Source organism: Arthrobacter sp. GW822-FHT05G07 (assembly GCF_058799755.1).
The window spans coordinates 330,757-356,658 of the sequence record NZ_JBXALT010000004.1 but is presented as its reverse complement, the minus strand read 5'-3'; the positions used below and the strand labels follow the sequence as shown (position 1 = coordinate 356,658).

The following is a 25,902-nucleotide window of genomic DNA, read 5'->3' as shown; positions in this document are numbered from 1 at the left end:
AGTGCTCACCCTGTCACGATAGAGCACGCGCGGCGTTGATCAGCCCTTGGCCACCTTGGCAGCGTAGTGGCGGTACCTCGTCAGGAACTCCGGATTCCCGGTGGTTTTTCGGTGAGCAACCTCAGTTCCCTCGAGTGCCCATTCCGGCAATTTGCCTGTCAGGATGCCTGCGGCTTGCCTGGCTGCGCCGTCCGCCACGTATTCTCCGGGTGCGGGGACGAAGACGGGCAATCCGAAGGCTGCGGCCGCGATCTGTTGGACCGCCGTCGATTGAGCGCCGCCGCCCACCAGGATGATGCGCTGTGCGGAGCCACCCTGCGCCTGCAGGGCGGCCAGCCCGTCGGCCAACGAACACAACACGCCCTCCACTGCGGCCCGTGCCATGTTGGCGGGAGTGTAGTTGGAAACCGTGATGCCGTGGAGTGAACCCGTGGCTTCCGGCAGGTTCGGGGTTCGTTCGCCCTCGAAGTACGGGACGAGAGTCAGCCCTTCGGCGCCTTCCGGAGCAGACAAAGCCAAGTCGCCGAGCTCCGTGAGGGTCACACCGAGCAGCGCAGCTGTAGCGTCGAAGATCCTGGTCGCATTGAGCGTGCAGGCCAGCGGCAAGTAATTGCCTGTGGCGTCCGCGAAGCCTGCCACGAGCCCGCTTTCATCCTGCGCTGGAACATCTGAAACGGCGAAGACCGTCCCCGATGTTCCGATCGAAATGACAACATCCCCCACGGCGGCACTCACGCCCAGTCCCGCTGCCGCATTGTCGCCCGCCCCCGGCCCAATCAGTGCGCCGCCAGGTGTCTTACCCGCGGCTTCCAACGGCCCGACGACAACAGGCAGTACAGGCACATGACCGAGCGTGCCGTTGAGGACCTCAGGCAGGTATTCGCCGCTGCTGGCAGAGAAGTAACCTGTGCCGGAAGCATCCGAGCGGTCCGTGCGGAGGAGATCCAAGGATGCCGGCCCGCTTCCGGGTCCGTGGCCGGCCAGGCGCCAGGACAGCCAATCATGGGGAAGACATACGGCTGCTGTCCGTTGGGCATTCCCGGGTTCGTTCCGTGCCAACCATCGCAGTTTGGTGGCCGTCAGTGATGCCACCGGCACGGTTCCGGTGCGCGATGCCCAGTAGGACGCTCCCGCGGTGGCATCGCCATTGCCGGCCTCGAGGATCAGTTCTTCCGCGTCCGTGGCCGAACGGGTGTCGTTCCACAGCAGCGCCGGGCGGACGACGTCTCCGGACTCGTCAAGGCACACCATGCCGTGCTGCTGGCCGCCGACGGATACGGCGTCGACGTCTTCCAATCCGCCCGCCTGTGCGATTGCTTCCTGGAGGGCTGACCACCAATGATCCGGGTGGACTTCTGTGCCCTCGGGGTGGGAGGCCCGGCCCTGACGTACCAAGGCACCAGTGACTGAATCCCGGATGACCACTTTGCAGGACTGGGTGGAGCTGTCGATCCCGGCTACGAGAGGCATGCTTTTGTTCCTTAGGGGGACCGCCGCCGGGCTGGCAAGGAGTCTCCAAAGAGAACCCTTGGGAGCCCGGCGGCGGGGTTGCGGTGGGTGGGAAGGACCTAGCGGGCGCCGAGCAGGTGCTCGATGGCCAGCTGGTTGAGGCGGACGAAGGCGAACGAGCGCTCGGCGGCCTGATCGGCGTCGAACGTGTCGAAGGCGCTGGCGTCAGCCAGCAGATCCGCCGTGGTCTCTCCAGCGTTCAACGTGGGTTCGCCCAGTTCGAAGACGCCTGAGGTGGCGAGTGCTTCCTGAACCTCGGGGTCCGCGCGGAAGGCCAGTGCGCGTTCCTTCAGCAGGAGGTACATGGACATGTTGGACTTGGCTGATTCCCACACACCGTCGTAACCGTCGGTGCGGGAGGGCTTGTAGTCGAAGTGGCGCGGACCGTCGTACTTTGGTCCGCCGTTGGGGAAGCCATTCTCCAGGAGGTCCACGGTGAAGAAGGCGCTGGTGAGGTCGCCGTGGCCGAAAACAAGGTCCTGATCGTACTTGATCCCGCGCTGGCCGTTGAGGTCGATGTGGAAGAGCTTGCCCGCCCACAGGGCCTGTGCAATGCCGTGGGTGAAGTTCAACCCGGCCATCTGCTCGTGGCCCGTTTCCGGGTTAAGGCCTACGATGTCGCCGTGTTCCAGCTGTGCGATGAACGCCAGGCCATGGCCCACGGTGGGCAGGAAGATGTCGCCGCGGGGTTCGTTCGGCTTGGGCTCAAGGGCGATGCGCAGGCCGTAGCCCTTCTCTTTGATGTAGCCGGCCGCGGTGTCCACGCCTTCCTTCATGCGATCCAGGGCTGCGGAAAGATCCTTGGAGCCGTCGTATTCGCTGCCTTCGCGGCCGCCCCACATCACGAAGGTCTCGGCACCCAGTTCAGCAGCGAGATCGATGTTCCGGAGGATCTTGCTCAGGGCAAAGCGGCGGATGGAACGGTCGTTCGAGGTGAACCCGCCATCCTTGAACACAGGGTGGCTGAACAGGTTTGTGGTGACCATGGGCGTCTTCAGTCCGGTCTCGGCCAACGCTGCCTTGAAGTTCTTCAGGATGAGGTCGCGCTCGGACGCCGTGGCGTCGAAGGGGACCAGGTCATTGTCGTGGAACGTGATGCCGTAGGCGCCAAGCTCGCTGAGCTTGTGGACTGCTTCCACCGGGTCCAGCGCCGGGCGGGTGGCTACGCCGAACGGATCGGCGCCGGTCCAGCCGACGGTCCAGAGGCCAAAGGTGAAGCGGTCCTGCGGGGTGGGCTGCGGGGTCATTTTTGCTCCTTTGCAAAGCACTGGGAAGAACTGGAAGAAGATCATTCCAATTAGTTTTCAATCTGAACTATATGAGGGATAATGGATCATGGTCAATGGAAGCGGGAGAATTTTTTGAATCTGCAGGGAGGTCCCACGCCAGTGAATGAGCAAGCCGCGCCCGGACGCGTAGGTGACGTCCGCCGTCGAAATCTTTCATTGGTGATGGACTCCATCGCACGGACCGGGGATGCCAAGCCCAGCCGCGCGCAGTTGGCTGCCGGAACCGGGCTCACCAAGGCAGCCGTTTCCAGCTTGGTTGCCGATCTGGTTGAATCCGGGCTGGTCTCGGAAGTTGGTCTGTATCGCGACGGTGAACGGGGGCGGCCGGGCCAAGGCTTGGAGCTCAGCGCGCGCCGTGGCGTGGTGGGCATGGAGATCAACGTGGATTACCTGGCTGTTGGCCTCGTAGACCTGGGGGGCAACCTCCGGTTCCACTCCACCGTTGAATCCCGAAACCGGGGGCTGGAGCCTGAAAAGGTCATGGAACGCTTGGGTGGCCTGGCTGCCCAAGCCATAGCCGCCGCGGCCGCCGCGGACATCTCGATCCTCGGTGGCGGACTGGCGGTGCCGGGCTTGGTGGATGAGCAGCGCAACATGGTGTTGTCCGCCCCCAACCTGCACTGGGAACACAAGGAGCTGAATCCGAGGTCCTTGCTGGAAGGCGCCCCGCTTGGCGTCAGATTGTCCAACGAGGCCAACAGTGCCGCGCTGGGAGAGCTTTGGTATGGCGAAGGCCGGCCGGACTTCCTTTACGTCTCAGGTGAGGTGGGCGTGGGCGGGGGCGTCATCATCGGCTCGGAGCTTTACACCGGACCTGGCGGGTCGGCGGGCGAACTTGGCCACATCGTGGTGCACCCGGACGGGCCGGCTTGTTCCTGCGGTGGAGCCGGATGCTTGGAAACCTTTGCCGGCCAGGAGGCTATTTTCGAGGCGGCCGGCATCCCGGATGGCTCGCTGGGCGGACGCACGCAACTGCTACTGGCGGCCTTGACCGCCCAGGAGCTGCAAGCCACGGAGGCAGTTCACGACGCCGGGAGGTACTTAGGCGTTGCGCTCGCGTCTTCTGCCCGGTTGATGGATATTGAAGCCGTAGTCCTCGGCGGGCATTTCGCCGTACTGGCGGAGTGGCTCAGGCCGGCGTTGCTCAGCAGTTTGGAGCGCCACGCGCCGGGCCTGCTGGATCCGGGCAACCTCACGGTTTCTTCCCTTGAGCATTCCGGAACGCTCCTCGGAGCCGCGGGCCAAGTCATCAGGTCCGTGATTGAGTCCCCGTTCGAGTTCCTGCTGGCGAGCAAGCTGGCCTAGTTGTACTCCCCAGGGCTCAGCCTTGGGGAGCGCTCGAATCACGCCGCACCGTCAGGTCCGCGATAATCTTCCGGACTCGTAGGCGATAATTCGGCGTGGGTTCTTCCGAATGAATCATCAGCATGCTTACTATTGATGGGCCAGTTGTTCGCGCAAACTACCCCAACGGACGAGTGCCCCATGACTACACAAGACTCAGCCCACACCAGCACCGCCAAGGCGAAGACCGCACCTTCCCCCGAAGATTCGCGTAAGCCGGATAGTCCCAACGACCTCGCCAAGCCCACGTGGATGTACATCGCCAAGCGGACCTTGCGGGAGTTCACCAAGGATCAGTGCCCGGACGCTGCTGCTGGGTTGACCTATTACGCTGTGCTTGCCCTGTTCCCGGCGCTCTTGGCGTTGGTCTCCCTGATCGGGATCTTCGGCGATGCAGGAAAAACCACCGGCGCCCTGCTGGATATTGTCCAGCAGTTCGCTCCGGGACCTGGCGTAGACGCCATGCGTCAGCCCATCGAGGAGCTGACTCAGTCCAACGCCGCTGGCTTCGCGCTGATTCTCGGTATTCTGGTGGCGCTTTGGTCCGCTTCCGGGTACACCACAGCCTTCAGCCGGGCGATGAACCGGGTGTACGAAGTGGACGAAGGCCGCGGCTTCGTCAAGCTGCGCGGCACGATGTTGGCGGTCACCGTTGTCTCCGTTGTGGGCGCTGCATTGGTGGCAGGGATGCTGGTGCTGAGCGGTCCCGTAGCGGAGGCGGTAGGAGGCGCAATCGGAATGTCGGAGACGTTCCTGACCGTCTGGAACATCGCCAAGTGGCCGGTCCTCATCATCATTGTGGTGGCGATCATTGCGGTGCTCTACTACTTCACTCCCAACGTCAAGCAGCCTAAGTTCCGTTGGATGAGCATGGGTTCCCTGATCGCTCTGGTAATTTTCGCGCTGGCGTCGCTGGGCTTCGGCTTCTACGTTGCCAACTTCAGCAACTACAACAAGACGTACGGCGCTCTCGCAGGCGTGATCATCATGCTGCTGTGGCTCTGGATCCTGAACATGTCCTTGCTGTTCGGAGCCGAATTCGATGCCGAGATGGAGCGCGGACGCCAACTGCAGGGCGGTATTAAAGCCGAAGAAAGCATCCAACTGCCACCGCGCGATACCAAGAAGAGCGACAAGATGCAGGAAAAGGAAGACCAAGTGGTTCGGGACGGCGAAGAAATCCGTGAAACTCACGGTGACGAGCCCAGGAAGAACAAGTAGCCCACGTGGAGATCCCCGCCATGAGCACTGAAACGCACAACACCAAGCTCAAAACCATCAGAAACGGTGACAGCGTCCGGATCAGCGGTGAGGTTTTCCTGGTGGACTCAATCGAACCCCAAGAGGGCTCGCGAAGCATCAGGCTGGAATTGACAGCGCCGGACGGCGGTTCGGTCACCTTCATCGGCCTGCCGAAGGCCAAGGTGCAGCTCGCTGCGCGAGCCTCCTGAATCCGTTCCTGGCCGGACGAGGTGGTGGGGCACGCATTGGACCGCCGCCCGCTATCAGCGCTCAGCAGAGGACGTCCCCGCTGGCCGGATGGTTCCCAAGTGGTCCTGGGACGGGCTTGTAGCGGGTTGACGACTCAGGCTTCGGCGGGGAAGCCCTGATCGGCGTCGTCCCACCAACCCTCCCAAGCGCTGGAGGTCAGGCGTTCGGTAGTAAAGGCAGGAGCGGGTTCGCTGTTGGAATCGCCGGATCCGCTATGGCTGCCGCTGGCGTCGAGGAAAAAGTTCAGGGTCTTCAAGAGCATCATGGTGGTGTCCTTTCAGTGGTTTCGTGGACGTCTTTGTCCAGGTAAAACCAGCGTAGGTGGCCATTGTTTCCTCTCGTCGACGCAATGTTTCCGCTGTGTACCACTTATCTCACCTGCCCGTTCGAGGACTTACAACCGACACAAAAGACGAGCGTGCGGTCACCACCTTCTTCGAAACTCAAAGCCTCTCGACACGCCCAGAATGCGGCGTGTCCGCCGATGCCAGCAATCAAAGTAGGTGGTGGCCGCACAGTCCCGAGCCAGCAAAGCTGAAATATGGGTGGCGCTGACACAAAAGCGGGCCCCTGCCGTGACCTTGGCAGGAGCCCGCTGGCTTTTTGGAGCGATCCTCCCGCGGAACTTAGGGCATCCGCGGGAGGACCACGTGGTTATGCGAACGGGAGGACGAGCTCCGCGTAGCGCTGCTTCATGGTTTCCAGGACGGTGTCGCCGTCGGCGTCCCAAATTTCCTGGTTGAAGATTTCAACTTCGATGTCGCCGGTGTATCCGGCATCCCTGACCCAGGTGCCGATGGTGGCGAAGTCGATGACGCCGTCGCCCATCATGCCGCGGGACAAAAGCGCGTCCGCAGCGATGGGCAGGTTGAAGTCGCACACCTGGTAAGAGGCGATGCGATTTTCGCGGCCGGCGCGTTCGATCTGCGCCTTCAGTTCCGGATCCCACCAGACGTGGAAGGTATCGACGGCGACGCCGACAGCCTTTGCGTCGTACGGCGCGGCGAGATCGAGAGCCTGGCCAAGGGTGGAGATGAGCGCGCGGTCGGCGGCATACATGGGGTGCAGGGGTTCCAGCACCAGGCGCACGCCGTTCTCCGAAGCGAACGGAACAAGTTCCTCGAGGCGGTCGGCCACGCGCTGGCGTGCAGCCACCACGTCCTTCTCACCCGGAGCGAGCCCACCAACCACCAGGAACAGCTCCTGCGTGTCCAGCGCTACTGCCTCACGGACGGCTTCAAAATTGTCAGCCAGCGCTGCAGCCTGTCCTTCAGCGTCAGCCGCCGTGAGGAAGCCACCGCGGCAGAGCGAGGAAACCCGGAGACCTGCGTCCTTGATCAGCTTCGCTGCCTTGTCCAAGCCAGCCTCGGCCACGCGGTCACGCCACGGTCCGATCGCGGGGATCCCCGCGCGTGCGCAACCATCCACGGCTTCGGCCAGGGTCCACTTCTTGGTGGTGGCGCTGTTCAGCGACAGCCGGGAGAAGTCCGCGCTCATGCGCCCACCCCGTTGATCCGCAGGAAGTCGGACATCCGGAACGCGGCCAGCGACGGATCCTTCAGCAAGCCGGCCTGATCGGCCAGTTCAAACGTCTTAGCCAGGTGCAGCACGGAGCGACCCGAGTGCAGGCCGCCCACCATCTGGAAGCCGGGCTGCTTGCCGTTGAGCCAGGACATGAAGGCGATGCCGGTTTTGTAGTAGAACGTGGGTGCGCTGAAGATGTGCTTTCCGAGCTCACGGGTGGAGTCAAGGATGGCGCGACCTTCGGTGCCCTGACCGGCGTCGTACTTTTGCAAGGCAACCGAAGCGGCAGGGTAGATGGCAGCGAAGATGCCCAGCAGGGCGTCCGAGTGGTGCGTTTGGTCGCCGTCGATCAGTTCCGGGTAGTTGAAGTCGTCGCCGGTGTAGAGGCGGACGCCTTCCGGAAGTGCAGCGCGCAGGGCGACCTCGTGGGAAGCATCCAGCAGCGAAACCTTCACCCCGTCAACCTTGTCCGAGTGCTCGCGGATCAAGCTGAGGAACGTATCGGTGGCCACAGAGACGTCGTCGGAGCCCCAGTAGCCGGCCAGTGCGGGATCGAACATGGTGCCAAGCCAGTGAAGGATGACGGGCTGGTCGACTTCCTGCAGGAGTGTCGAGTAGACGTGCAGGTAGTCGTCAGCGCCGTTGGCAACCTTGGCCAGGGCGCGGGACGCCATGAGGATGACCTTGGGACCGGCTTCGCTGACGACGGCAATCTGCTCGCGGTAGGCGTCGATGACGGCCTGGATACCCGCTGCGCCCTCGGGAAGGGCAGTGATATCCAGCTGGTCGGTGCCTGCGCCGCAAGAGACAAGGTCGCGGACGGACTTGCCGGTGATGGCAGCGTTGCCCGCTGCAACAACGGAGGCGGCCTCGGCACCGGTGCGCTTGATGAGCTGCTGGGTGGCTGCCCAGTCAAGGCCCATGCCGCGCTGCGCGGTGTCCATGGCGTCGGCAACGCCAAGCCCGTAGGACCACAGCTCGTGCCGGTAGGCCAACGTGGCGTCCCAATCGAGCTGAGCCGGTGCGCCGGGAGTGTTGTCCGCGGCGACCTGAGGGATGACGTGGGCGGCGGCGTAAGCGCGGCGGGCCGTCAAAGGAGCGGTCGGCTTGGCCCACGAGGTGGCTGCCTGAAGGCGGTACTCGCGGGTGCCGCCGTCGTCGGTGGGAAGAATCAGTGACGTCATTAGAGGGTGATCTCCGGGATGTCGATGGTGCGGCGCTCAGCCGAGGACTGCAGGCCGAGCTCGGCCAGCTGCACACCGCGTGCTGCCGAAAGCAGGCCGAAGCGGTGCTCGCGGCCGGCGACGACGTCGCGCAGGAATTCTTCCCACTGCAGCTTGAAGCCGTTGTCCAGTTCAGCGTTGGCGGGAACTTCCTGCCACTGGCTGCGGAAGGATTCCGTGACGGGCAGGTCCGGGTTCCAGACGGGCTTGGGGGTGTGGGCGCGCTGCTGCGCAACGCACTTGTTCAAACCTGCGACGGCGGAACCGTGGGTGCCGTCGATCTGGAACTCGACCAGTTCGTCGCGGTAGACGCGGACGGCCCAGGAGGAGTTGATCTGGCCGATGACGTCGTCGCCGCCCGGGGTCTCCAGTTCGAAGATGCCGTAGGAAGCGTCGTCAGCGGTGGCCTTGTATTCCTTGCCTGCCTCGTCCCAGCGTGCGGGGATGTGCGTGGCGGTCTTGGCGTTGACGCTCTTGACCTTGCCGATGATGCCTTCAAGGACGTAGTTCCAGTGGCAGAACATGTCCGTGGTCATTCCACCGCCGTCTTCCTTGCGGTAGTTCCAGGACGGACGCTGGGCAGCCTGGACGTCGCCTTCGAAGACCCAGTAGCCGAATTCGCCACGGATGGAAAGGATGCGGCCGAAGAAGCCCTCATCCACCAGACGGCGGAGCTTCACCAGCCCGGGGAGGTACAGCTTGTCGTGCACAACGCCTGCGGTGACGCCGGCTTCCTTGCCGATCTGTGCCAGCTCGATGGCTTCTTCGAGGGTCTCGGCCGTGGGCTTCTCGGTGAAGATGTGCTTGCCGGCGCGCATTGCTTTCTTCAGGGTGGCGGCGCGGAGGCTGGTCATGGAGGCGTCAAAGATGATGTCAACGGTGGGGTCAGCGATGACGGCGGCCAAGTCAGTGGTCCATTCGGAGACCTTGTGGAGCTCGGCGAGTTCGCGGATCTTGGCTTCGTTGCGTCCAACCAGGATCGGCTCAACCTGAACCTTGGTGCCGTCTTCAAGGGTGAAGCCGCCGGCGTCGCGGATGGGCAGGATGGACCGCAGCAGGTGCTGGCGGTAACCCATACGGCCGGTAATGCCGTTCATGGCGATGCGGATCGTCTTTGTTTCGTAGCCCATGTTTTCTCCAGTGCCTTGTGTGCCGGTCGCTCTGCGGATGCCGGTGCTTGCTGTTCTCATGTGGGAAAGCGCATTCCCGTTGCATCGATCATGCACTATGGCGCGCCGGGTTGGCAAGCGCTTTCCCATAATTCAGCGAGAACTGCCATAATTTCCTTAGCGCCAGTCCCGACGCTTGCAGAAAAGGAGGGCCCCGTGGCCGCCAGCACACTGAGTGAAGTTGCCCGTTTGGCAGGAGTCTCCCTTGCCACGGCATCCCGGGTCCTGAACGGCTCGTCCCGCAAACCCGCCGAGGACATCGCAGAGCGTGTCCGCGAGGCCGCCGACAAGCTCGGCTACGTACCCAACGCCCAGGCGCAGGCACTGGCGAAATCCAGCTCCGGATTGATCGGCCTCATTGTTCATGACATCGCCGATCCCTATTTCTCCGCCATCGCACGTGGCGTCCAGGAAGCAGCCCGCCAGCAGAACCGCATGGTGCTGCTGGCCAGCACGTCCGGTGCGCCCGCGGATGAAAAAGAAGCAGTGGCCGCATTTGCCGCCCGGCGTGCCGATTCGATCGTGATCGCCGGCTCGCGCTCCGTGCGCGCCGAGGACAAGCAAGGCAACGTGGAACTCGCCGCCGAACTGGACCGCTACTGCCGCAACGGCGGTCACGTGGGGGTCGTGGGCCACCCGGTGGTTGGCGCTTCCACTACGGAGGGCTACCACGTGGTGAAAGTCCCCAATGAGGAGCTTGCTGCAGGCCTCGCTGCGGAACTGGCCGCCACGCACCACGGTGAGTTCCTGATCGTTGCAGGTCCCGAAGGGCTGTACACCTCCGACGACCGTGTGCGCGGTTTCCAGCGCGGACTCGCTGACGCCGGCAGGCCCGAAGCAGAGATCATGCGCACGGGCTTCAACCGCGCCGGCGGATACGACGCCGGCCTGGCGCTCGCCGAGCGGATCAAGGCTTCCGAAGAGCGGCTCTGCATCTTCGCCGTGAATGATGTCATGGCCATTGGAGTTACAGCGGCGCTCCGGCCCGAAGGCGTGTGGATTCCCCGGGACGCCACCATCGCCGGTTTTGACGACATCGAAACCCTGCGGGACTTCCGCCCGGCTTTGTCCACCGTGCATCTGCCGCTGGAGGACATTGGGCGCCTCGCTGCCGGAGATCCTGACACGCCTCCCGTCAGTGGCGCGGTCAAGCTCCGCCGCAGCACGGAGATCCCGGCCGAATCGCAAGTATGACCTCCGCCGCTGGCCAGGCGCCCCGGGCGCTCACGGTGATTCCCGCCGTCGGGCGTTCCACCGGAGCGGCCCCCGCCGTCCTGGTGCTACCCGGCGGAGGCTACGCCAAGCAGGCCGACCACGAGGCCGAGCCGGTCGCTGAATGGCTTGCTTCGCTGGGGATCCACGCGTTTGTGTTGCGATATCCAGTGGCTCCGCATCGGCACCCGGCGCCGTTGGCCACCACCAAGCAGGCCTTGATCTGGATCCGCGATGGTAATCATGGATTGAACGTCGATCCGGCGCGGGTTGGGGTCCTCGGGTTTTCTGCCGGCGGGCATCTGGCTTCAACGCTGTCCGTGGGCGTGCTCACTGGAGATCCCGGGCTGGATATTGATGCGTCAGTTCCAGACCTCAGCATCCTCTGCTATCCGGTGATTTCGTTCGTGGATTCCGTGCATCAGGGGTCCGTGGACAACCTCGCAGGAGTGGGCGCAACGCCGGAAGTCCTGCGTGAGCTGTCAACGGAACTGCACGTCACGCCTGACGCTCCGCCCGCTTTCCTATGGCACACTGCCGACGACGAATCCGTTCCAGTCAGCCACAGCCTCGCGTACGCAGGAGCGCTGAGCAGGGCCGGCGTTTCAGTGGAGCTTCACGTATTTCCGAACGGTGTCCACGGCATTGGCTTGGCTACGGGGACGCCCGGCGCGGATCAGTGGACCGTGCTTTGTGCCGCATGGCTTCACCGGATGGGCTGGACCGTTTAGTCCTCACCCAGTGTGATGGTGTGCAGGAAAGCGGCGTCGTTGAGCACGTTGTCCGGAAGGTCGTCCTCCACGAATTCCAGCATGATGTCCATGTCCTTGCCGTTGCCGCGCAGGACGTCGGTAACGGTCTGCCACAGCAGTTTCCGGTTCCGAAGCGGGAAACGCTCAGCTTGGGGCCCCCACGAGAAACAGTGCACGCCCACCAGGTGCGGCAAGACTTCGTGGAGGGACTCCAGCGCCTGCTTGTCTGAAAGCCCGACGGCGGGCTGCCAGTAAGTGCCGACGTTGGCGTGGTTGACCTGGTTCAGGAGTTCAAGAGTGGTGGCGGGGGAGTCCGTGAGGGTTCGGCCGTGGTACTCGAACGCGATGGCGATTCCGCGCTCGGACGCGAGGTCCGCGATTCGCCGAGTGTCCTTCACGATCGCATCCCAGTGCTCCTGGCTGGCGTCCGCCGAACCGAGTTCACCGGCCCACACCCTGACGCGGGGGGCTCCGAGCGCTGCAGCGAGGTCCAGGTCGCGGGTGAAGTCTCCGAATGCGCCGCACCGGTAGTACGAACCCAACGACAGGACGCTGAGTCCAGCCGCCTCCGTGGCTTCCCTCGCGTGCGCAGCTGAACCGGGATCGCTGACGTGCACATCCGTTCCCCATTCGATGCCGGCCAAGCCTGCGTCCGAGGAAATCCGGACCACATCGTCAATCCCGTGTGAGCGGAGAGTGACGGAGCAAATGCCAGGCGTGAGGTCAGCCAGCGTGGTGAGGTCGATCATGCTTCACAGGATACCGGGAATGCGCTTACCCAGTAAGGGCGTATCGCCTGGTGAGCATTTCCGCGCCCGCGCCCGGCGGTCGTGCGCCACCGCTCCCGCCACACGCACCCCTGAGGCAGCGACACCGCACCCGCTCCCGCCGCGCGCACCAGAGGTTACTGGTGCAAACGGCGGAAAAGGGCGCGACGTCCGGAACCACCGCCAAAGGATGGGGTGGCCTGACCGCGCACATCCGTGGCCTACAGATCTATCCAGTATCGATGAATGGGTTCGGTAACGCCCAGGTCCGGGCTGAAACTCTCCGGTGGGCGGGCGCCTTCAAGGATGCCGCCGCAGGCCTCGATGGTGCGGGCGGACGCCGGGTTGGACTGCTTGCAGGTCACCATGACGCGTTCCATTCCGAGCGCATGCGCTTCTTCCAACGCGCCATTGAGGGCAAGCTTGGCGAGTCCCCGGCCCCTGGCACTGGGCCGGATTCCATAACCGATATGTCCTCCCACCTCGGTCAGATACTCACTCGAAAGGGCGTGCCTGAGACTAGTGGAACCCAGATACGAATTGCCCTCCACCACCCAGATGGTGCTCTGGTTGACCACGCCTTCAGGAGGCTGGAATTCTGCCAAGGGCATGTGGTGCAGCAGTTCAACCCACTGGGCGAAGTGGTTGCTGTCGCGGAGATCCAACTCGTAGCGGGCTGCCAGAAAGGCCGCGGAGCCGTCTTGGTCAAGGGTTCCCCACTCGTCCCAGCTTTCCAGCCAGGACGCATGGAGGCTTGACGATGGACGTGTTAGCTCAGCGTGAATCATTGGGTGAGCGTACTACGGCCGTCGGTTCAGGCTTCGAATGTTCCGGTCGCTTTCGGCGTCCTCAACCCGCCGCCTTCGAAAGTCGCATTCCCACCCCGACCGTCGCTGGTGGACCGCAGCCGGCCAAGCCGCCCTGTCCACTAGTTCGACTTACTCAACGTCCGGCCCATGATGGCCTGAGTGAGGGCGTCGATCACTTCAGCGTTGGCCAGCGGATTGCGGATCAGGGTGAAATCGACGTCACCCACCGGGGGTAGGCCGAACCTCTGGGTGATGACCTTCAAGTCCTCCGGCACCAAGGATGCGGGCATTACCGCAACTCCAATACCGGCGCGCACAGCAGCGAGCACGCCACTGATTTGCTTGGTGCTGCAGGTGATCCGCCAGGTCCGGCCCTCGGCTTCCAAAGCGTCGATGGCAAGTTTTCGGCTGAGGCTTGGGGCGGGGTAGGCGATGAGGGGGACGGGTGCCCCGGGTTCCAGCACGGTCTGCTCGACGCCCACCCAGGCGAAGTTGTCGTGCCGGACCACGGTGCCTTCCTTCGCCCCGGCCACCCACTTCACGAACACCAGGTCCAGTTGCCCGGCGTTGAGTCGCTTGTAGAGCTGGTCGCTTTGGCTGACGGTGAGCTCCAAGTTGATCTGTGGGTACAGCTGCCGGAACTCGCGAAGGATCCGGGGAAGGCCGGTGATAGCGAGGTCGTCGGCAGTGCCAAAGCGGAGCCGCCCGCGCATGGCTGAACCGGAAAAGTAGCGGGCAGCGGAGTCGTGGGCGGCCAGGATGCTGCGGGCAAATCCGGCCATGGCATCGCCGTTGTCGGTGAGCCGGACCTCGCGCGTATCGCGGGCAACCAACACCCGTTTGGCGGAAGCCTCGAGCTTGCGGACATGCTGGCTGACTGTGGGCTGTGCCAGTCCCAGGCGCTCTGCAGCCTTGGTGAAACTCAGCGTCTCTGCGACGGCCAAAAAGGAACGGAGCTGGACAGGTTCGAACACGTAACTCCTAAAGCGCAGGTCAGCGCCGGGCCGGAGTACTGCGCCGGTGGAGAGGGCTCATTGCATTCCGCAATGCTAGTTATAGGCGCAATACGCTTCCATAATTGCTGCTGGCAACCATAGCGTTAAACGTATCCCACCGAAACTCTCGATCCGAGGACTACTTTTGGCACCCCCACCGCCTTCAGCGGCAAACGTCAGCCAGCCCGTCATCGATTCCCTCTCCGCGCCTCAGCCGCCGGACACCGTCACCCAGCCACTCGCCGTCGTGAGCGAAAAGCTGCCCTGGCGGCATACCTTCATATCCCTGAAAGTCCCCAACTTCAGGATCTTCGCAATCGGCCACTTTATTGCCGTGATCGCCATCTGGATGCAGCGCATCGCCCAGGACTGGATGGTGCTCCAGCTGTCCGGTTCCGTCACCGCCGTCGGAATCACTGTGGCGCTGCAGTTCATGCCGTCGCTTTTCCTTGGTCCGTGGGGCGGCATGATCGCCGACCGCTTTGCCAAGCGAAAGATCCTCATCATCTGCCAGTCGGCGGCAGCGGTACTCGCAGCCGTGCTCGCGGTGCTCTCCCTAAGCCAGCGCGTAGAAGTGTGGCACGTGTACGTCATCGCCCTGGTTTTGGGCTTTGTGACCGTCCTGGACCAGCCGGCCCGGCAAGTGTTCGTCAACGAACTCGTGGGCCCCAAGTACCTGCGGAACGCCATCAGCGTGAACTCCACCACCTTCCAGCTCGGTGGACTGATCGGTCCCGCCCTGGCCGGTGTGCTGCTCACAGCAGTTGGTGCCGGCTGGGCCTTCGCCGCCAACGCCGTGGCGTGCTGCTCCACGGTGGCCATGCTGCTGATCCTCCGCAAGGACCAGCTGCACCTCAGCCAGCCGACGCCCCGCAAGAAAGGAATGCTGCGCGAAGGCCTCAACTACGCGCTGAGCAAGCCAACCATCTACTGGCCATGGTTGATGGCCGGCTTCGTGGCAGTTTTCGCGATGAGCCTGCCGGTGCTGCTGGCCGCGTTCGCGGACCACGTGTACGACGCCGGTGCCGGAGGCTACGGCCTGCTGAACGCCATGGTTGCGCTCGGTGCGCTGACCGGTGCGGTAGCGTCCACCCGCCGTCGTCAGTTGCGGTTGCGCTCGGTGGTGACGTCCGCCGGGTTGTACGGCCTGATGCTCTGTGTTTCCTCGCTCATGCCAACCATGGTGTGGTTCAGCGTCACCATGGTCCTGGCCGGATTCTGGTGTCTGATGTTCCTCACCGCGGCCAACCAAATGGTGCAGACCAGCTCCAACATGAGCATTCGCGGCCGTGTCATGAGTCTGTACCTGGTGGTGCTGATCGGCGGCCAGGCAATCGGCGGTCCCATGATGGGTTGGCTCGCCGAGCACCTCGGTCCGCACCTGGCCGTCCTGATCTCCGGTGGCGTGCCGGCCATCGCAGCTGCGGTAGTCGCCGTCGTACTGGCCCGGAAGTCATCCCTGCACATCAAAGTAGACCTGCGGGATCGGCGTCGGGTGCTGCGGATCGTGCGGGAGCCGCAGACCGTCTAAACAGTCGAAGCGCCCCCGGCGAACCGGGGGGCGCTTCATTCTGCGTGGCGCTAGGCCACAGGTAGGTGCGGGTACTCCGCGGATCGGCCCTGGAACTCCAGGACGTCCGGATTGCGGATGACACCTTCACGGATTTCGATGGCCCGGGAGACGGTCTCATTGGCGTCCCATCCGTCCGGTCCCGCCACCACGGTTTCCAAGAATGGAAGCAGGGCCTCACTGATTTCCCAGCTGGCCGAGTTCCAAAGATATGACGGGCTGTGGTCCACGGCGTAGTAGTTGACGTGCCCGCCCACGCGGAACATGGGCTCGTCGAACGTGGTGGTCCGCGCCCAGCTGAAACCCATGCCTTCGTCGCAGGAAACATCCACGATCAGGCTGTCCGGCTGGAATTCCGCCAGGTCCTCCGTCCGCAGGTAGGTCAGCGGGGCGTTCGGATCCTGCAGGGTGCAATTGACCACGATGTCCGCCGCGGCCAAGAACGGCGCCAAGGGCTTGCGCCCCTTGTCCGTGATGACTTCGCTGAGGAACGGCGCCTTGCTGTCGTGGTCGAACTGCACGATCCGCACTGAATGGATCGGAGATCCGACGGCGGCAACGCCACGGTTGGTAAGGACCTGGACGTCATGGACGCCATGGGCATTGAGCGCGGTGACGGCACCGCGGGCGGTGGCTCCGAAACCAATCACGACGGCGCTGAGCCGGCGGCCGTAGTCGCCGGTGGAACCCGTCAGGGCCAGGGCGTGCAGCACGGAGCAGTACCCGGCGAGCTCGTTGTTCTTGTGGAAGACGTGGAGGCCGAAGCCACCGTCGCCCGCCCAGTGGTTCATCGCCTCAAAAGCAATGAGCGTGAGCTTCTTGTCGATCGCCAACTGGGTGATCGCCCGGTCCTGCACGCAGTGCGGCCAGCCCCACAAAGTTTGGCCGTCACGGAGCTCCGCCAAGTCCTGGGCCTGCGGCTTGGGCAGGAGGATGACATCGTTAGTGGCGATCAACTCCTGACGTGTACCAAGCCCGCCCACCAGCGACTCAAGCTTGCTGTCCGGGACACCGAACCGCTCGCCGTAGCCATGTTCAAAGCGGAGCTGTTGCCGGACTTCCGGTGCAATGCGCTCCAGATGCTGCGGGTGGATCGGCAGGCGGCGCTCATTGGGCTTCAGCGAGGAAGCCAGGACGCCTATGCTCAGCTGGCCGGTTGGCGCGGTCACTTCTTGTTGCCGGTAGAAGGCTTTGCCGCCTCGGTGGCGGAGGACTCGGAAGCCCGCTTATCCGCGCGTTTTTCCTTGATGGATTTGCTGGATTTCTTCGATGCAGTTTGGCGCGGTGATTTGTCGCCCATGATGGCTCCCTTAGAGCGGAGCCGAAATGGCTCCTGACTCCTGACGATACACCTCCCCGGATAGTGCTGTGGCCGGAGTCACGCGGCCCTCTGCCTATTGGGTGGGCTGAACCGCCGGTCGGCCATGCGTCACGCGGTGAGTGACGCGTTCCGCGGTATCGTCCACGGTCACAACCTGCTCCACGGGTTCAAGGTAGAAACGGGCGCTGCTGATGATGCCCTGGTCCACGCCGAAGATAATGACGCCGGTCATCTCATGCGGGGTGCCGTCACGGCGGGCACCCTTCAAATGCAACTCTGTCCACACACTTCCGCCGCTCACGCTGTGGGACAGCATGCGGGCTGCGATGTCCGGTACACCTGTGAAGAGTTGCTCCCAATTGCTGCGGATAGTGTCCCGTCCCGTGAATCCCCGGGTGGGGTGGGCCGGTGTTTCGTTGACGTAGCCCGGCGCGAAACACTCAGCCAAGGCTTCAAGATCGTGCTTGTTCGTAGCTTCCAGCAGGCGGTTGATGACGGCGAGCGGACCCGCCCCAGCATCGTCGGCGAGAGTCATTGGAGGACCTCCCGGATAGGTGGATGTACGTAAGAGTTTAGGCTCGCGAGGCCTCCCGGTCGACGGGTAAACGGCCCTCTTTGGTGAGTGTCGTCGTCGAGCATGTCTTGGGAACAAAGAAACCCCGGATCGTTGGATCCGGGGTTTTCTTGGAGCGGGCGACGGGAATCGAACCCGCGTATCGAGCTTGGGAAGCTAGCGCTCTACCATTGAGCTACGCCCGCGTTGCCCGGGAAAATCCCCTGAGCGAGTCCTAGCTTAGCGCAGTTACAGGGCTCCTCATGACCGGCGCACCGATGGGCGACCATCCCCTTATCTAAACAGCTTCATGCCGTTCCAGCCGTTGCCCACTTGGCGCTGAGTACCCCACACACCTACGCCCAGCGCGTAGTCCACGAGGTAACCGTCCACGGTTTGCGCAGTGATGCTGCGCGTACCCGGACCGGACAAACCGAAGCTCGGAACCAGTGCCTTCATGGTGCCCCAGCCGGAACCAACAGTGGCGGGAAGGCCCGCGAAACCACCCCCGCCGTTGCCCGGGTAGCTGAGCAAATGCCCGGAGGTGGTGATTGCCAGGATGTCGTTGGCGCCGTCGGCATTCCAGTCGGCCATGGTCAGGCCCATGCCTGCCCAACCACTCCCGATATCCACCCGGTAGCTCAAAGCCCTGCCCGAAGTATTGGGGTAGTACCGGAGACCGCCATCCGGGAAATACCCCACAATGCCCGGGTACCCCTGCGCGGCGGACCATTTGCCCACGGTGATGGTCATCTTGTCCCAATCACCCGTTCCCACCACGATCTGAGTGGAGAAAGCACCGCCAGGCCAACCCTTGAACAAGCCCAACGTGCCGTTGTCCCACTGCGCAAGGATGTCGTAGACGCCATCAGCGTCCCAGTCCACCACGAAGGCCTGCTTCACACCATGCCAGTTGGAGCCGATCACAGAAGGAATGCCGTAGCCGCCACCGCCGTGTGCAGGATAGCGAAGGAGCCGGCCCGAGGAGTCCGCAGCAACCAGGTCAGCGCCGGAGGTGATGCTTGCATATGCGGTGGGGTTGCCGGCGAAGTATTGTTCCATGGTGGGGAAGCCGCGGCGCTTCATGTCGGTGGCCAGATCCACCCCGACGTAGCGCAAATGCCACGGCTCGTAGCTGTACCCCGTGACATTGGTGTAGCCGTTGGGGTACCGGACTATGAAGCCGTACCTGTGGGCATTCGCCGCCACCCAGATACCTGCGGCAGTGTCCCCGAAGCAGGTGCTGAGGCCGCAGGAACCGTTGGCGTTTCCGACGTCCACGGCGAGTCCCGTCTGGTGTTCGCTGTGCCCGGGACGCGCCGAAATGAGGTCAGCCTGGGCCTGGCCGTAGATGCTGACGTAATAGGAGTAGACCTGCTGCTGTTGAGTGTAGGAGCGGTAACCGCTCACTACCGCCAGCCCGCCTGTGCCGGCATCGGCCGCACCTTGGAACAAACCATTGAGCCATGCCGCAGCCTCGGCCCGCAGATACTGTCCGGAACCGCGGGCGTTGACCAGGTCGCCAGGAGCGTAGCTCACCGGGTTCAGTGGCCGGGACTTATTGACCAAGACAGAGAGGTTCGCGGGATCGCCCACAGGATCGACGCTCGGCAGCGGATTCGCTGTGGTGGGGACCGCTGTTTGGGCGACGGCGGCCGGTGCTGTGGTGGTGACAGCTTGAGTCGGCGCAGCCGTGGCAGGCGCTGCAGCCACGACGCCGCCAGCCACCGCTAGGCTGAAGACAGCAGCGCAAGCCGCCAGCCGTCGTCGTGCGTTCCCCATGGAACCCGAACGGATGTGACTTCGCATAACGCCCCCAATTTGCTTGTTGCCAGCCGCACGGCACTCTACCGGGCCTGGGGACGCCTGTCAGCAGTGCCCCGGAAAATTGGCAGGTAACCATTCGGTCAAGGCTCGGCAGTCGTGTGTCGCAGGCGCCCGCCGCTGACTATTCTGAAGATGTTAGCTGCTGTGTATGGGGAACCGGGCTACGACATTCGACCGTACGCCGAAAGAGGTTTCCGTGGCATTCGCAGCTAATGAAGTGGTGATCAGCAGGGACGCCATGACCGTGTACGGATTCCTCATGGACGGAATGAACAACTCCCTGTGGCGAACTGGGATACGGAGCATTTCGCTTCGCTCCGGGATACGCGGGCAGAAGGGCGCCCTCTACCAGCAGACCGTTTCCGGGCCAGGCGGCCGCCCCGTAGCCGCCGACTTCAAGATCACAGACGCCCGTCCCGGCGCCGAAGTCCGCTATGCCGTAGTGGCAGGACCCGCCCGGCCAACCGGAGGCTACTACCTCAGTACCGAAGGCAACACCACTCGACTTCGCTTCGCGCTCGAATACCACCCCAAGGGCCTGCGGAAGCTCATGAACGGCATGATCCAAAAAACCCTTGAGGGCGAAGTGGCGCAGCTGGAACAACTCAAGGTTGCGATCGAAGCCGACTCGTCCGTTTAGCCGCGGTTGGTTTCGTCCGGGACGCCGCAGTTGGTTTTGTCCGGGACGCCGCAGTTGGCGTACGACGGCGGTCCGCCGGTTGGGTGCGTCGGTTTCCGCTTTATTGGGCGAACTTCAGCCCGCCCCAGCCGATACCGATGGTCACAGGCGTAGTCAGGCGTCCGGTGTTGAGATCCCAATACTCAACAACACCATTGCGGTCCAGTCCGGCAATACCCGTCGAGTCGGGACCCGTCACCCCGCGCAGCGCCCGCAGCCCTATGTAGTCGGTCCATTCTGCACCCACTACCGGACGGGATTCCTGCTTGGGCGTGCCCAGCCCGCTGCCGCGATACAGCCGGAGGGTGCCGTTTGCCTCGGTTGTGAGCAGATCCTGGAATCCGTCGGCGTTGTAATCCACCATGCTCAGCCTGATTGCAGGGAAGCCCGTTCCAATCGCCGCCTGCGCACGAATATAGGCCAGGCCCGCATTCTTATAGAGGTACAGGTTACCGCCCGAATCCATGGCAACTATCTGGGGAAGCCGGTTGTTGGCGCACCAAGTGCCCACAGCGATGTTCAGCGTCCCCCAGCCCTGGCCAAGCGCAACAGGATCCTTGAACCCACCTGCCTGAAGACCGGGATACACCAAGAGCGCGCCGTCGAGTCTTTGGGAGATCAGGTCAAACACACCATCCCGGTCCCAGTCCACAATGAAGAGGTCCTTGAGTCCGGTGAACCCCACGCCGATCCTCTTGCCGCCTCCGTACCGGCCGCCGCCCCATGATGGGTACGCAACCACGGAGCCGTCGCCGGCGATCGACACGAGGTCGGCTGCGCTGCTGATCGATGCCGCGCTCAAGTTGAGGGTGGGTGGCTGGTGCTTGCTGCCAGGTTCGCAGACACCCACAGGGTCAGTTGGAGGCGGAACAGTACCGCCGGGGCTCGTTGTGGTCCCAGCCGGCAACGTTGTGTAGCCGAAGAAATTCACCACACCCCACAGCGTGTAACGGTTAGGGGTGGTCTGCCAATTGCCATCCGTGTACGTGATACCTATGCCCATGACGTTGAACCGGGGATCACGGAGAAGAGCATCGTGACCCGGCGAACCCTTCCACCACTCCACAAGCTGGGCCGCGTCACGGTCCCAGCGGACAGCGATGACTTCACCCGCGCCATTGTTCGGATTGAGCGCCCGAGGATCCGTCCAGAAGTTGGCGCGGTGCTGGATCACCTCACGCGTCGCGATGTTGTTGGACCAGTCCTGGGCCAGGCTCGCCACCGTCGCGTGATACTTCACCGGTGCCAGACCAAGCGATGCGCGGTAGCTGTTGATCGCGTTGAAGACCGTCAGGATCGCAGCTGTGTTGCTGTCCGGGAGGAGGGCAAGCGCACCGTTTTCCGGATCTGCCTCGCCGCTGGGGGCCTTGCCCGGGAAGGGGGTGGTGGGCGGTGTTGTGGTCGTTTCGGGTGTGGGTGTTGGAGCGGGTGAGGTGGTTTCTGTGGGGGCCGGTTGTGTTGGGGCCGACGTCTCTGTTGGTGCTGGTTCTGTGGAGGATGCCGTTTCTGTTGGGGAGGGAGTCGCGGACGCCGTTTGCGTTGGCGCTGTTGGCGTGGGAGACGCAGCCGGGCTTGGCCCGACGGCCGGGGCCGTCGGCGTGGGTTCGGCCGGGACAGTAGTAGCGGTCTCCTGTGGAGCCGGCTCCGTTGCCGGTGGATCGGTGGCACCCGTCTCCGAGGGGTTGTCCGGTCCCCAGGATGGCCCGATGTTGGGCACAGGAGGTGGCGTTTCAAACACGGGATCCACCGCGACGGGTCCGCTGTCCGAGTCGGTTTCCGTTCCGGCGCTTGGTGCAGGCTCCGGTGTCGCGGGAGCAGGGGCGGGCACAGTGGCGGGATTGGACGCGGTACCGGCCGCCGGGAGCGGCGCTGAAGGTGCGGGGTCCGCCGTCGTGGTTTCTTTCGGTGCCGTCAGTCCTGACGGAACGCCGGACGACGGGCTGGCAATGGGGCCGGGGACCGTCTGGGTGGACGGGAGAATTTGGCTGGATGCGGCCACCCCCAGCGCCAGCGCGCAGGCCAGCACGATAGCGGCAGGCGCTGCCATTTTTCTCACTTTTACCCCGCGAATGCTCGTTGCCCCCAGGTACGGGCGCGGTTCTACATGTCCGGGAACTATAGTCCCATGGGGCGGCGCGGACAATGCATGGGGTATTTTTGATGCTGTGCTGATCTCTGACCGCGATATTCGTGCCGAAATAGACTCCCAACGGATTGTTCTTGAACCGTACGACCCCGCGATGGTTCAGCCGTCCTCCGTGGACGTGCGGATTGACCGGTTTTTCCGGCTCTTCGACAACCATAAATACGCCCACATCGACCCCGCAGAGGAACAGCCCGAACTGACCCGGCTGGTGGAAGTGGAAGGCGACGAGCCCTTTATCCTGCACCCCGGTGAGTTTGTGCTCGGATCTACTTATGAAACTGTCAGCCTGGCCGACGACATCGCTGCGCGTCTTGAGGGGAAATCATCCCTTGGACGCCTGGGGCTGCTGACACACTCGACGGCTGGCTTCATCGATCCCGGTTTCTCGGGTCACGTGACGTTGGAGCTCTCCAACGTGGCAACCTTGCCCATCAAACTGTGGCCGGGCATGAAGATCGGCCAGCTGTGCTTCTTCCGCCTGACGTCCTCGGCGGAGCACCCCTACGGTTCCGGCGAGTACGGTAACCGCTACCAGGGCCAGCGCGGACCAACTGCAAGCCGCAGCCACCAGAATTTCCACCGGACGTCCATCTAGCTCTTTTGATGCTTGATGCTTGATGCTTGATGCGCCGAGGGGTTAGCTCTCGCGCTCCTCTTGCTCACCTCTCGCGCCGAGGGGTTAGCTCTTGGCACTTTGGGTTGGTCTTTCGGTTGAGATCTCGCCCCTCGGTGGAGGTTGGTGGCCTGAAGGAAGCGGCTTTCCCTGTGCCCTCCAGTTTTGTTGCCGAGGGGTTAGCTCTCGGCACTTTGGGTTGGTCTTTCGGTTGAGATCTCGCCCCTCGGTGAGTGCTGATGGGGCCCACTAGTCCTCCACACTGTGGGTAACCTCCCAGAGGTCCTTGGAGCATGCCAACAATGGCTGATGAGGATTACCGCGCCCCTTCCGATTGAGCTCCAAGGCCGTTCATTCACGCTTGCCGAACAACAAGCTGCAGGCCTGCCGGACCATCGTGCATGGAATAGCGATCTCCGCGTTGCCAGCAGGGGAATCCGAGTTCCGTGGGGCAAGGAACAGGACCCCGTGCACACCGCCCGGCTCCTCACAGCCGTGAGCGGCGGGGCGGTGTGCTGCCGCGAAACCGCGGCCATGCTGTGGGGATGCCCCTTGCCGTGGGATGCGCAGCACGACTTCCTGGTCCACCTCACTCGGGCGGACGGTACTTTTCGGCCCCAACGCAGGGGAGTCCGAGGGCACCGAATGGTCCTTATGGACTCGGACGTATGCGCCATCGACGGTATTCCTGTCACGACGCCTGCCCGAACCTGGTTGGACCTCGCCGGAGTACTTCCATTCGAAGACCTCGTCGCAGCGGCCGATCATTTCATCTGCAGCCAAACCCGAAGCTTCGGGCATAACAGGGTGCCGCTCTGTTCGGTAGACGATCTCAAGGCACAGATCGAACGACATGCCGGCGCGCGTGGCATTCGGAAGGCTCGGGCTGCGCTGGACTTGGCACGTGTTGGGGCGGATTCCGTGCCTGAGACAAGGCTGCGACTGGCGATTGGTCGCGATTCCTTGCCGGAACCTGTGCTGAGCTACGTGGTGTGCGACCCGGCGGGCCGCGAGTTGGTGTGGCCGGATCTCGCCTTTCCGGACTTCAAGGTTGCGATCAATTACGACGGCGGCCATCACCTCAGTGCCGCACAAAAAGAATCCGACATCCGACGCGAGGCCTCACTCGCGGCAAACGGCTGGATCTCCGTAGTGATCACGGTGGAGCAGGTGCGGGAGAGTGGCTACGACGGAGTAGTTCGTCGCATAAGGGAGGCCCTCATCCGGGGTGGGTGGTCGCCGAGGGGTTAGATCTCGGGGCTTTGGAGGGCTCTTTGGGTTGAGATGTCGCCCCTCGGTGGAGGGGTTTGGGTTGAGATGTCGCCCCTCGGCGCGTGTGGAACGAAGGGGCGGAGATGGCACGCTAGGCGGGGGCTGGCTCCGGGGTACGGGGTGGGGCTCCAGGTGTCTTTCGGATGGCCTTGACCACTGGCTCCACAAAGCGAGCAGCCAGCGGGCCGAGGATAGCCATGATGAGTACGTAGGCCGTGGCGAGGGCGGCAAGTTCGTCTGGCACGGCGCCTGAAGCAACAGCCAGGCCAGCGATGACGATGGAGAACTCACCACGGGCGATCAAGGCAGCCCCTGCGCGGAAGCGGCCCGGTACAGCGATGCCTGCGCGCTTGGCAGCCCAAAAGCCCGTGAGCATCTTGGTAGCAGCAGTGATGACGGCCAGCACCAGAGCCCAGCCAAGGACCGGTGGAATGGAGGTCGGGTCCGTGTTGAGCCCGAAGGCCACGAAGAAGATCGCAGCGAAAAGATCCCGAAGCGGTTCGAGGATCCGCGTGGCATTGTGGGCGGTCGCGCCGGAGATAGCGATACCCAACATGAAGGCACCCACTGCGGCCGACACCTGGAGGGCAGAGGCGATGCCTGCCACGAGAAGTGCCAGGCCGAGCACGTTCAGCAGAAAGACCTCGGAGTTCTCGCTGTGCACCGCTTGAGATACCCGGTGCCCGTGCTTGAGGGCGATGACCAGCACCACCGTGACCACTGCAAGAGCAATTCCCACAGTTTGTAATCCGCCCAGGAACCCGACGCCGGCAAGGATGGCGGTGAGGATGGGCAGGTAGATGGCCATGGCAAGGTCTTCGAAAACCAGGATGGAAAGCACCACGGGAGTCTCGCGGTTACCGATACGGCCGAGGTCAGTGATCACCTTGGCCGCGATGCCTGACGACGAGATATAGGTAACGCCACCCATGACGATGGCGCCCACAAGTCCCCAGCCCAGAAGTACGGCCAATCCCGCGCCCGGAATGAAGTTGAGGATGAAATCCATGACACCGGCCTGCCAGGATCGCCGAAGTCCGGTGACCAGCTCCGACGCCGTATATTCCAATCCGAGCATAAGCAGCAGGAGGATGACCCCGATTTCGCCGGAGAGATGGGCGAACTCGTGCATGCCATCCAGTTTGACGAACCCGCCAGCTCCGAAGGCCAGCCCACCCACCAAATAGAGGGGGATGGGAGACATGCCTATCCGGCCCGCTAATCGAGCAAGGAGACCGAGGCAAAAGACGACGGCCCCCAGTTCAACGAGGGCTAATGCGAGCGGATCCATTCCGGTCAGCCGTTGCGGAGGATATCGGCTGCCGAGTCAAGACCTTCCTGCGTGCCGACCGCTACGAGTAAATCGCCGGTGTGAAGTACGACGTCGGGCGCCGGCGATGGGACCACCTCGCCTTCGCGCATGATCGCCACGATGGAGACACCGCTGCGGGTGCGGATTTGTGCCTTGCCCATGGGTTGGTTGACGAAGGGTGAATCGGGGGTGATGGAGAACTGGCGGGTGACGATGCCCGGGATCTCGCGATGTTCCTCTGCCAGGCGCATGGCAATGTGCTGGCCGCTCAGGAGGTTCCCGAGTGTCGATGCTTCATCGGCCGTCAACGGGATGGACGCCTGGCACGTGTCAGGATCATCCCAGGTAGAAACGAAAAGTTCGGTCTCACCCTCACGAAGTTCCACGACACCGATGCGACGGCCCGATGCCGTGACGAAATCCTTGCGGATCCCGAGGCCCGGGAGTTCAGTCTCATCCACGTTCATAGCTCCACCCTAACTCTGTTGTACGGGTCTGGTACGGCGTTTGCGCTCAGCCAGTCCT

25 protein-coding genes and 1 tRNA gene are annotated in these 25,902 nt (G+C 63.4%); 9 read left to right on the top strand and 17 right to left on the bottom strand.

Annotated elements, in window-relative coordinates; genetic code table 11:
* Positions 1-39 precede the first annotated feature (39 nt).
* Together AC1RJY_RS09015 and xylA are read right to left on the bottom strand one after the other, a co-directional pair.
* Positions 40-1,470 carry a xylulokinase gene (locus AC1RJY_RS09015; RefSeq protein WP_498602157.1) on the bottom strand — a complete coding sequence of 477 codons (1,431 nt, stop codon included), beginning with the start codon at positions 1,468-1,470 and terminating at the stop codon, positions 40-42.
* Positions 1,471-1,568: 98 nt separating this feature from the next.
* The gene (xylA, locus tag AC1RJY_RS09010; protein WP_498602156.1) at positions 1,569-2,756 is read right to left on the bottom strand and encodes a xylose isomerase; all 1,188 of its coding nucleotides are present in this window, start codon (positions 2,754-2,756) and stop codon (positions 1,569-1,571) included.
* An 81-nt stretch (positions 2,757-2,837) separates the two neighbouring features.
* On the opposite strand from xylA, the gene AC1RJY_RS09005 reads away from it, so the two are divergent.
* The 3 genes from AC1RJY_RS09005 to AC1RJY_RS08995 all read left to right on the top strand — a co-directional run bounded on the left by AC1RJY_RS09005 (position 2,838) and on the right by AC1RJY_RS08995 (position 5,593).
* The gene (locus tag AC1RJY_RS09005; protein WP_498602155.1) at positions 2,838-4,103 is read left to right on the top strand and encodes an ROK family transcriptional regulator; all 1,266 of its coding nucleotides are present in this window, start codon (positions 2,838-2,840) and stop codon (positions 4,101-4,103) included.
* A 180-nt stretch (positions 4,104-4,283) separates the two neighbouring features.
* Positions 4,284-5,363 carry a YihY/virulence factor BrkB family protein gene (locus AC1RJY_RS09000; protein WP_043470744.1) on the top strand — a complete coding sequence of 360 codons (1,080 nt, stop codon included), beginning with the start codon at positions 4,284-4,286 and terminating at the stop codon, positions 5,361-5,363.
* Positions 5,364-5,383: 20 nt separating this feature from the next.
* Positions 5,384-5,593: a hypothetical protein gene (locus AC1RJY_RS08995; RefSeq protein ID WP_043471533.1), complete on the top strand. Its 210-nt coding sequence runs from the start codon at positions 5,384-5,386 to the stop codon at positions 5,591-5,593.
* A gap of 134 nt (positions 5,594-5,727) precedes the next feature.
* Here the strand turns inward: AC1RJY_RS08995 and AC1RJY_RS08990 are convergent, their stop codons facing one another.
* The 4 genes from AC1RJY_RS08990 to AC1RJY_RS08975 form a co-directional block, all read right to left on the bottom strand.
* Complete coding sequence (locus AC1RJY_RS08990; RefSeq protein WP_043470743.1) at positions 5,728-5,898, bottom strand: hypothetical protein; 171 nt, start codon at positions 5,896-5,898, stop codon at positions 5,728-5,730.
* A 389-nt stretch (positions 5,899-6,287) separates the two neighbouring features.
* Positions 6,288-7,130, bottom strand: coding sequence for a sugar phosphate isomerase/epimerase family protein (locus tag AC1RJY_RS08985; protein WP_011776313.1), 843 nt, complete (start codon positions 7,128-7,130; stop codon positions 6,288-6,290).
* Positions 7,127-8,341 (bottom strand): dihydrodipicolinate synthase family protein, encoded by a 1,215-nt coding sequence (locus tag AC1RJY_RS08980; protein WP_498602154.1) that lies wholly within the window; start codon positions 8,339-8,341, stop codon positions 7,127-7,129. The genes AC1RJY_RS08985 and AC1RJY_RS08980 overlap by 4 nt, the downstream gene beginning before the upstream one ends.
* The gene (locus AC1RJY_RS08975) at positions 8,341-9,510 is read right to left on the bottom strand and encodes a Gfo/Idh/MocA family protein (RefSeq protein WP_498602153.1); all 1,170 of its coding nucleotides are present in this window, start codon (positions 9,508-9,510) and stop codon (positions 8,341-8,343) included. Before AC1RJY_RS08975 ends, AC1RJY_RS08980 begins: the two co-directional genes overlap by 1 nt.
* A 195-nt stretch (positions 9,511-9,705) precedes the next feature.
* Between AC1RJY_RS08975 and AC1RJY_RS08970 the strand changes: the two genes are divergently transcribed.
* On the top strand, positions 9,706-10,743 hold the full coding sequence (locus tag AC1RJY_RS08970) for a LacI family DNA-binding transcriptional regulator (protein WP_014922953.1): 1,038 nt from the start codon (positions 9,706-9,708) through the stop codon (positions 10,741-10,743).
* The gene (locus tag AC1RJY_RS08965) at positions 10,740-11,492 is read left to right on the top strand and encodes an alpha/beta hydrolase (protein ID WP_498602152.1); all 753 of its coding nucleotides are present in this window, start codon (positions 10,740-10,742) and stop codon (positions 11,490-11,492) included. The genes AC1RJY_RS08970 and AC1RJY_RS08965 overlap by 4 nt, the downstream gene beginning before the upstream one ends.
* Here AC1RJY_RS08965 and AC1RJY_RS08960 read toward each other — a convergent pair.
* From AC1RJY_RS08960 to AC1RJY_RS08950, 3 genes are all read right to left on the bottom strand, one after another.
* Positions 11,489-12,262, bottom strand: coding sequence for a sugar phosphate isomerase/epimerase family protein (locus tag AC1RJY_RS08960; protein ID WP_011776309.1), 774 nt, complete (start codon positions 12,260-12,262; stop codon positions 11,489-11,491). The two genes, AC1RJY_RS08965 and AC1RJY_RS08960, sit on opposite strands and share 4 nt — an antisense overlap.
* A gap of 239 nt (positions 12,263-12,501) precedes the next feature.
* Positions 12,502-13,068: a GNAT family N-acetyltransferase gene (locus AC1RJY_RS08955; protein ID WP_498602151.1), complete on the bottom strand. Its 567-nt coding sequence runs from the start codon at positions 13,066-13,068 to the stop codon at positions 12,502-12,504.
* A 140-nt stretch (positions 13,069-13,208) separates the two neighbouring features.
* Positions 13,209-14,063 (bottom strand): LysR substrate-binding domain-containing protein, encoded by an 855-nt coding sequence (locus AC1RJY_RS08950; protein WP_011776307.1) that lies wholly within the window; start codon positions 14,061-14,063, stop codon positions 13,209-13,211.
* Between the two features lie 166 nt (positions 14,064-14,229).
* Here AC1RJY_RS08950 and AC1RJY_RS08945 point away from each other — a divergent pair, with 166 nt between their 5' ends.
* A complete protein-coding gene (locus tag AC1RJY_RS08945) occupies positions 14,230-15,615 on the top strand; it encodes an MFS transporter (RefSeq protein WP_011776306.1) in 1,386 nt (461 codons plus the stop codon).
* A gap of 50 nt (positions 15,616-15,665) precedes the next feature.
* Here AC1RJY_RS08945 and AC1RJY_RS08940 read toward each other — a convergent pair whose 3' ends face one another.
* From AC1RJY_RS08940 to AC1RJY_RS08920, 5 genes are all read right to left on the bottom strand, one after another.
* Positions 15,666-16,823: a N(5)-(carboxyethyl)ornithine synthase gene (locus AC1RJY_RS08940; RefSeq protein ID WP_011776305.1), complete on the bottom strand. Its 1,158-nt coding sequence runs from the start codon at positions 16,821-16,823 to the stop codon at positions 15,666-15,668.
* Positions 16,820-16,954, bottom strand: coding sequence for a hypothetical protein (locus AC1RJY_RS08935; RefSeq protein ID WP_011776304.1), 135 nt, complete (start codon positions 16,952-16,954; stop codon positions 16,820-16,822). The genes AC1RJY_RS08940 and AC1RJY_RS08935 overlap by 4 nt, the downstream gene beginning before the upstream one ends.
* A 94-nt stretch (positions 16,955-17,048) precedes the next feature.
* A complete protein-coding gene (locus tag AC1RJY_RS08930; RefSeq protein ID WP_011776303.1) occupies positions 17,049-17,510 on the bottom strand; it encodes a nuclear transport factor 2 family protein in 462 nt (153 codons plus the stop codon).
* A gap of 150 nt (positions 17,511-17,660) precedes the next feature.
* Positions 17,661-17,734: transfer RNA gene (locus tag AC1RJY_RS08925), tRNA-Gly, on the bottom strand.
* A gap of 88 nt (positions 17,735-17,822) precedes the next feature.
* Positions 17,823-19,337, bottom strand: coding sequence for a M15 family metallopeptidase (locus tag AC1RJY_RS08920; protein ID WP_498602150.1), 1,515 nt, complete (start codon positions 19,335-19,337; stop codon positions 17,823-17,825).
* Positions 19,338-19,551: 214 nt separating this feature from the next.
* Here AC1RJY_RS08920 and AC1RJY_RS08915 point away from each other — a divergent pair, with 214 nt between their 5' ends.
* Positions 19,552-19,995 carry an SRPBCC family protein gene (locus AC1RJY_RS08915; protein WP_014922947.1) on the top strand — a complete coding sequence of 148 codons (444 nt, stop codon included), beginning with the start codon at positions 19,552-19,554 and terminating at the stop codon, positions 19,993-19,995.
* A 100-nt stretch (positions 19,996-20,095) separates the two neighbouring features.
* Here the strand turns inward: AC1RJY_RS08915 and AC1RJY_RS08910 are convergent, their stop codons facing one another.
* Positions 20,096-22,081 carry a CAP domain-containing protein gene (locus AC1RJY_RS08910; RefSeq protein ID WP_498602149.1) on the bottom strand — a complete coding sequence of 662 codons (1,986 nt, stop codon included), beginning with the start codon at positions 22,079-22,081 and terminating at the stop codon, positions 20,096-20,098.
* Between the two features lie 118 nt (positions 22,082-22,199).
* Between AC1RJY_RS08910 and dcd the strand changes: the two genes are divergently transcribed.
* Together dcd and AC1RJY_RS08900 are read left to right on the top strand one after the other, a co-directional pair.
* Positions 22,200-22,775, top strand: coding sequence for a dCTP deaminase (dcd, locus tag AC1RJY_RS08905; RefSeq protein WP_011776299.1), 576 nt, complete (start codon positions 22,200-22,202; stop codon positions 22,773-22,775).
* A 327-nt stretch (positions 22,776-23,102) separates the two neighbouring features.
* A complete protein-coding gene (locus AC1RJY_RS08900; RefSeq protein WP_498602148.1) occupies positions 23,103-24,044 on the top strand; it encodes an endonuclease domain-containing protein in 942 nt (313 codons plus the stop codon).
* Between the two features lie 112 nt (positions 24,045-24,156).
* Here AC1RJY_RS08900 and AC1RJY_RS08895 read toward each other — a convergent pair whose 3' ends face one another.
* Positions 24,157-25,356, bottom strand: coding sequence for a cation:proton antiporter (locus AC1RJY_RS08895; RefSeq protein ID WP_014922944.1), 1,200 nt, complete (start codon positions 25,354-25,356; stop codon positions 24,157-24,159).
* Positions 25,357-25,361: 5 nt separating this feature from the next.
* Positions 25,362-25,844, bottom strand: a complete 483-nt coding sequence (locus tag AC1RJY_RS08890; protein WP_011776296.1) for a cation:proton antiporter regulatory subunit — start codon at positions 25,842-25,844, stop codon at positions 25,362-25,364.
* Positions 25,845-25,902 lie beyond the last annotated feature (58 nt).

What these genes read in the sequence shown, in the direction of transcription:
- AC1RJY_RS08890 (WP_011776296.1), bottom strand. Translation starts at nt 25,844, where the DNA reads ATGAACGTGGATGAGACTGAACTCCCGGGCCTCGGGATCCGCAAGGAT.
- AC1RJY_RS08975 (WP_498602153.1), bottom strand. Translation starts at nt 9,510, where the DNA reads ATGGGCTACGAAACAAAGACGATCCGCATCGCCATGAACGGCATTACC.
- AC1RJY_RS09005 (WP_498602155.1), top strand. Translation starts at nt 2,838, where the DNA reads ATGGATCATGGTCAATGGAAGCGGGAGAATTTTTTGAATCTGCAGGGA.
- AC1RJY_RS08995 (WP_043471533.1), top strand. Translation starts at nt 5,384, where the DNA reads ATGAGCACTGAAACGCACAACACCAAGCTCAAAACCATCAGAAACGGT.
- AC1RJY_RS08980 (WP_498602154.1), bottom strand. Translation starts at nt 8,341, where the DNA reads ATGACGTCACTGATTCTTCCCACCGACGACGGCGGCACCCGCGAGTAC.
- AC1RJY_RS08985 (WP_011776313.1), bottom strand. Translation starts at nt 7,130, where the DNA reads ATGAGCGCGGACTTCTCCCGGCTGTCGCTGAACAGCGCCACCACCAAG.
- AC1RJY_RS09000 (WP_043470744.1), top strand. Translation starts at nt 4,284, where the DNA reads ATGACTACACAAGACTCAGCCCACACCAGCACCGCCAAGGCGAAGACC.
- AC1RJY_RS08920 (WP_498602150.1), bottom strand. Translation starts at nt 19,337, where the DNA reads ATGCGAAGTCACATCCGTTCGGGTTCCATGGGGAACGCACGACGACGG.
- AC1RJY_RS08895 (WP_014922944.1), bottom strand. Translation starts at nt 25,356, where the DNA reads ATGGATCCGCTCGCATTAGCCCTCGTTGAACTGGGGGCCGTCGTCTTT.
- AC1RJY_RS08930 (WP_011776303.1), bottom strand. Translation starts at nt 17,510, where the DNA reads ATGACTCTCGCCGACGATGCTGGGGCGGGTCCGCTCGCCGTCATCAAC.
- AC1RJY_RS08990 (WP_043470743.1), bottom strand. Translation starts at nt 5,898, where the DNA reads ATGATGCTCTTGAAGACCCTGAACTTTTTCCTCGACGCCAGCGGCAGC.
- AC1RJY_RS08910 (WP_498602149.1), bottom strand. Translation starts at nt 22,081, where the DNA reads ATGGCAGCGCCTGCCGCTATCGTGCTGGCCTGCGCGCTGGCGCTGGGG.
- AC1RJY_RS08935 (WP_011776304.1), bottom strand. Translation starts at nt 16,954, where the DNA reads ATGGGCGACAAATCACCGCGCCAAACTGCATCGAAGAAATCCAGCAAA.
- AC1RJY_RS09015 (WP_498602157.1), bottom strand. Translation starts at nt 1,470, where the DNA reads ATGCCTCTCGTAGCCGGGATCGACAGCTCCACCCAGTCCTGCAAAGTG.
- AC1RJY_RS08900 (WP_498602148.1), top strand. Translation starts at nt 23,103, where the DNA reads ATGAGGATTACCGCGCCCCTTCCGATTGAGCTCCAAGGCCGTTCATTC.
- AC1RJY_RS08955 (WP_498602151.1), bottom strand. Translation starts at nt 13,068, where the DNA reads ATGATTCACGCTGAGCTAACACGTCCATCGTCAAGCCTCCATGCGTCC.
- AC1RJY_RS08965 (WP_498602152.1), top strand. Translation starts at nt 10,740, where the DNA reads ATGACCTCCGCCGCTGGCCAGGCGCCCCGGGCGCTCACGGTGATTCCC.
- AC1RJY_RS08960 (WP_011776309.1), bottom strand. Translation starts at nt 12,262, where the DNA reads ATGATCGACCTCACCACGCTGGCTGACCTCACGCCTGGCATTTGCTCC.
- xylA (WP_498602156.1), bottom strand. Translation starts at nt 2,756, where the DNA reads ATGACCCCGCAGCCCACCCCGCAGGACCGCTTCACCTTTGGCCTCTGG.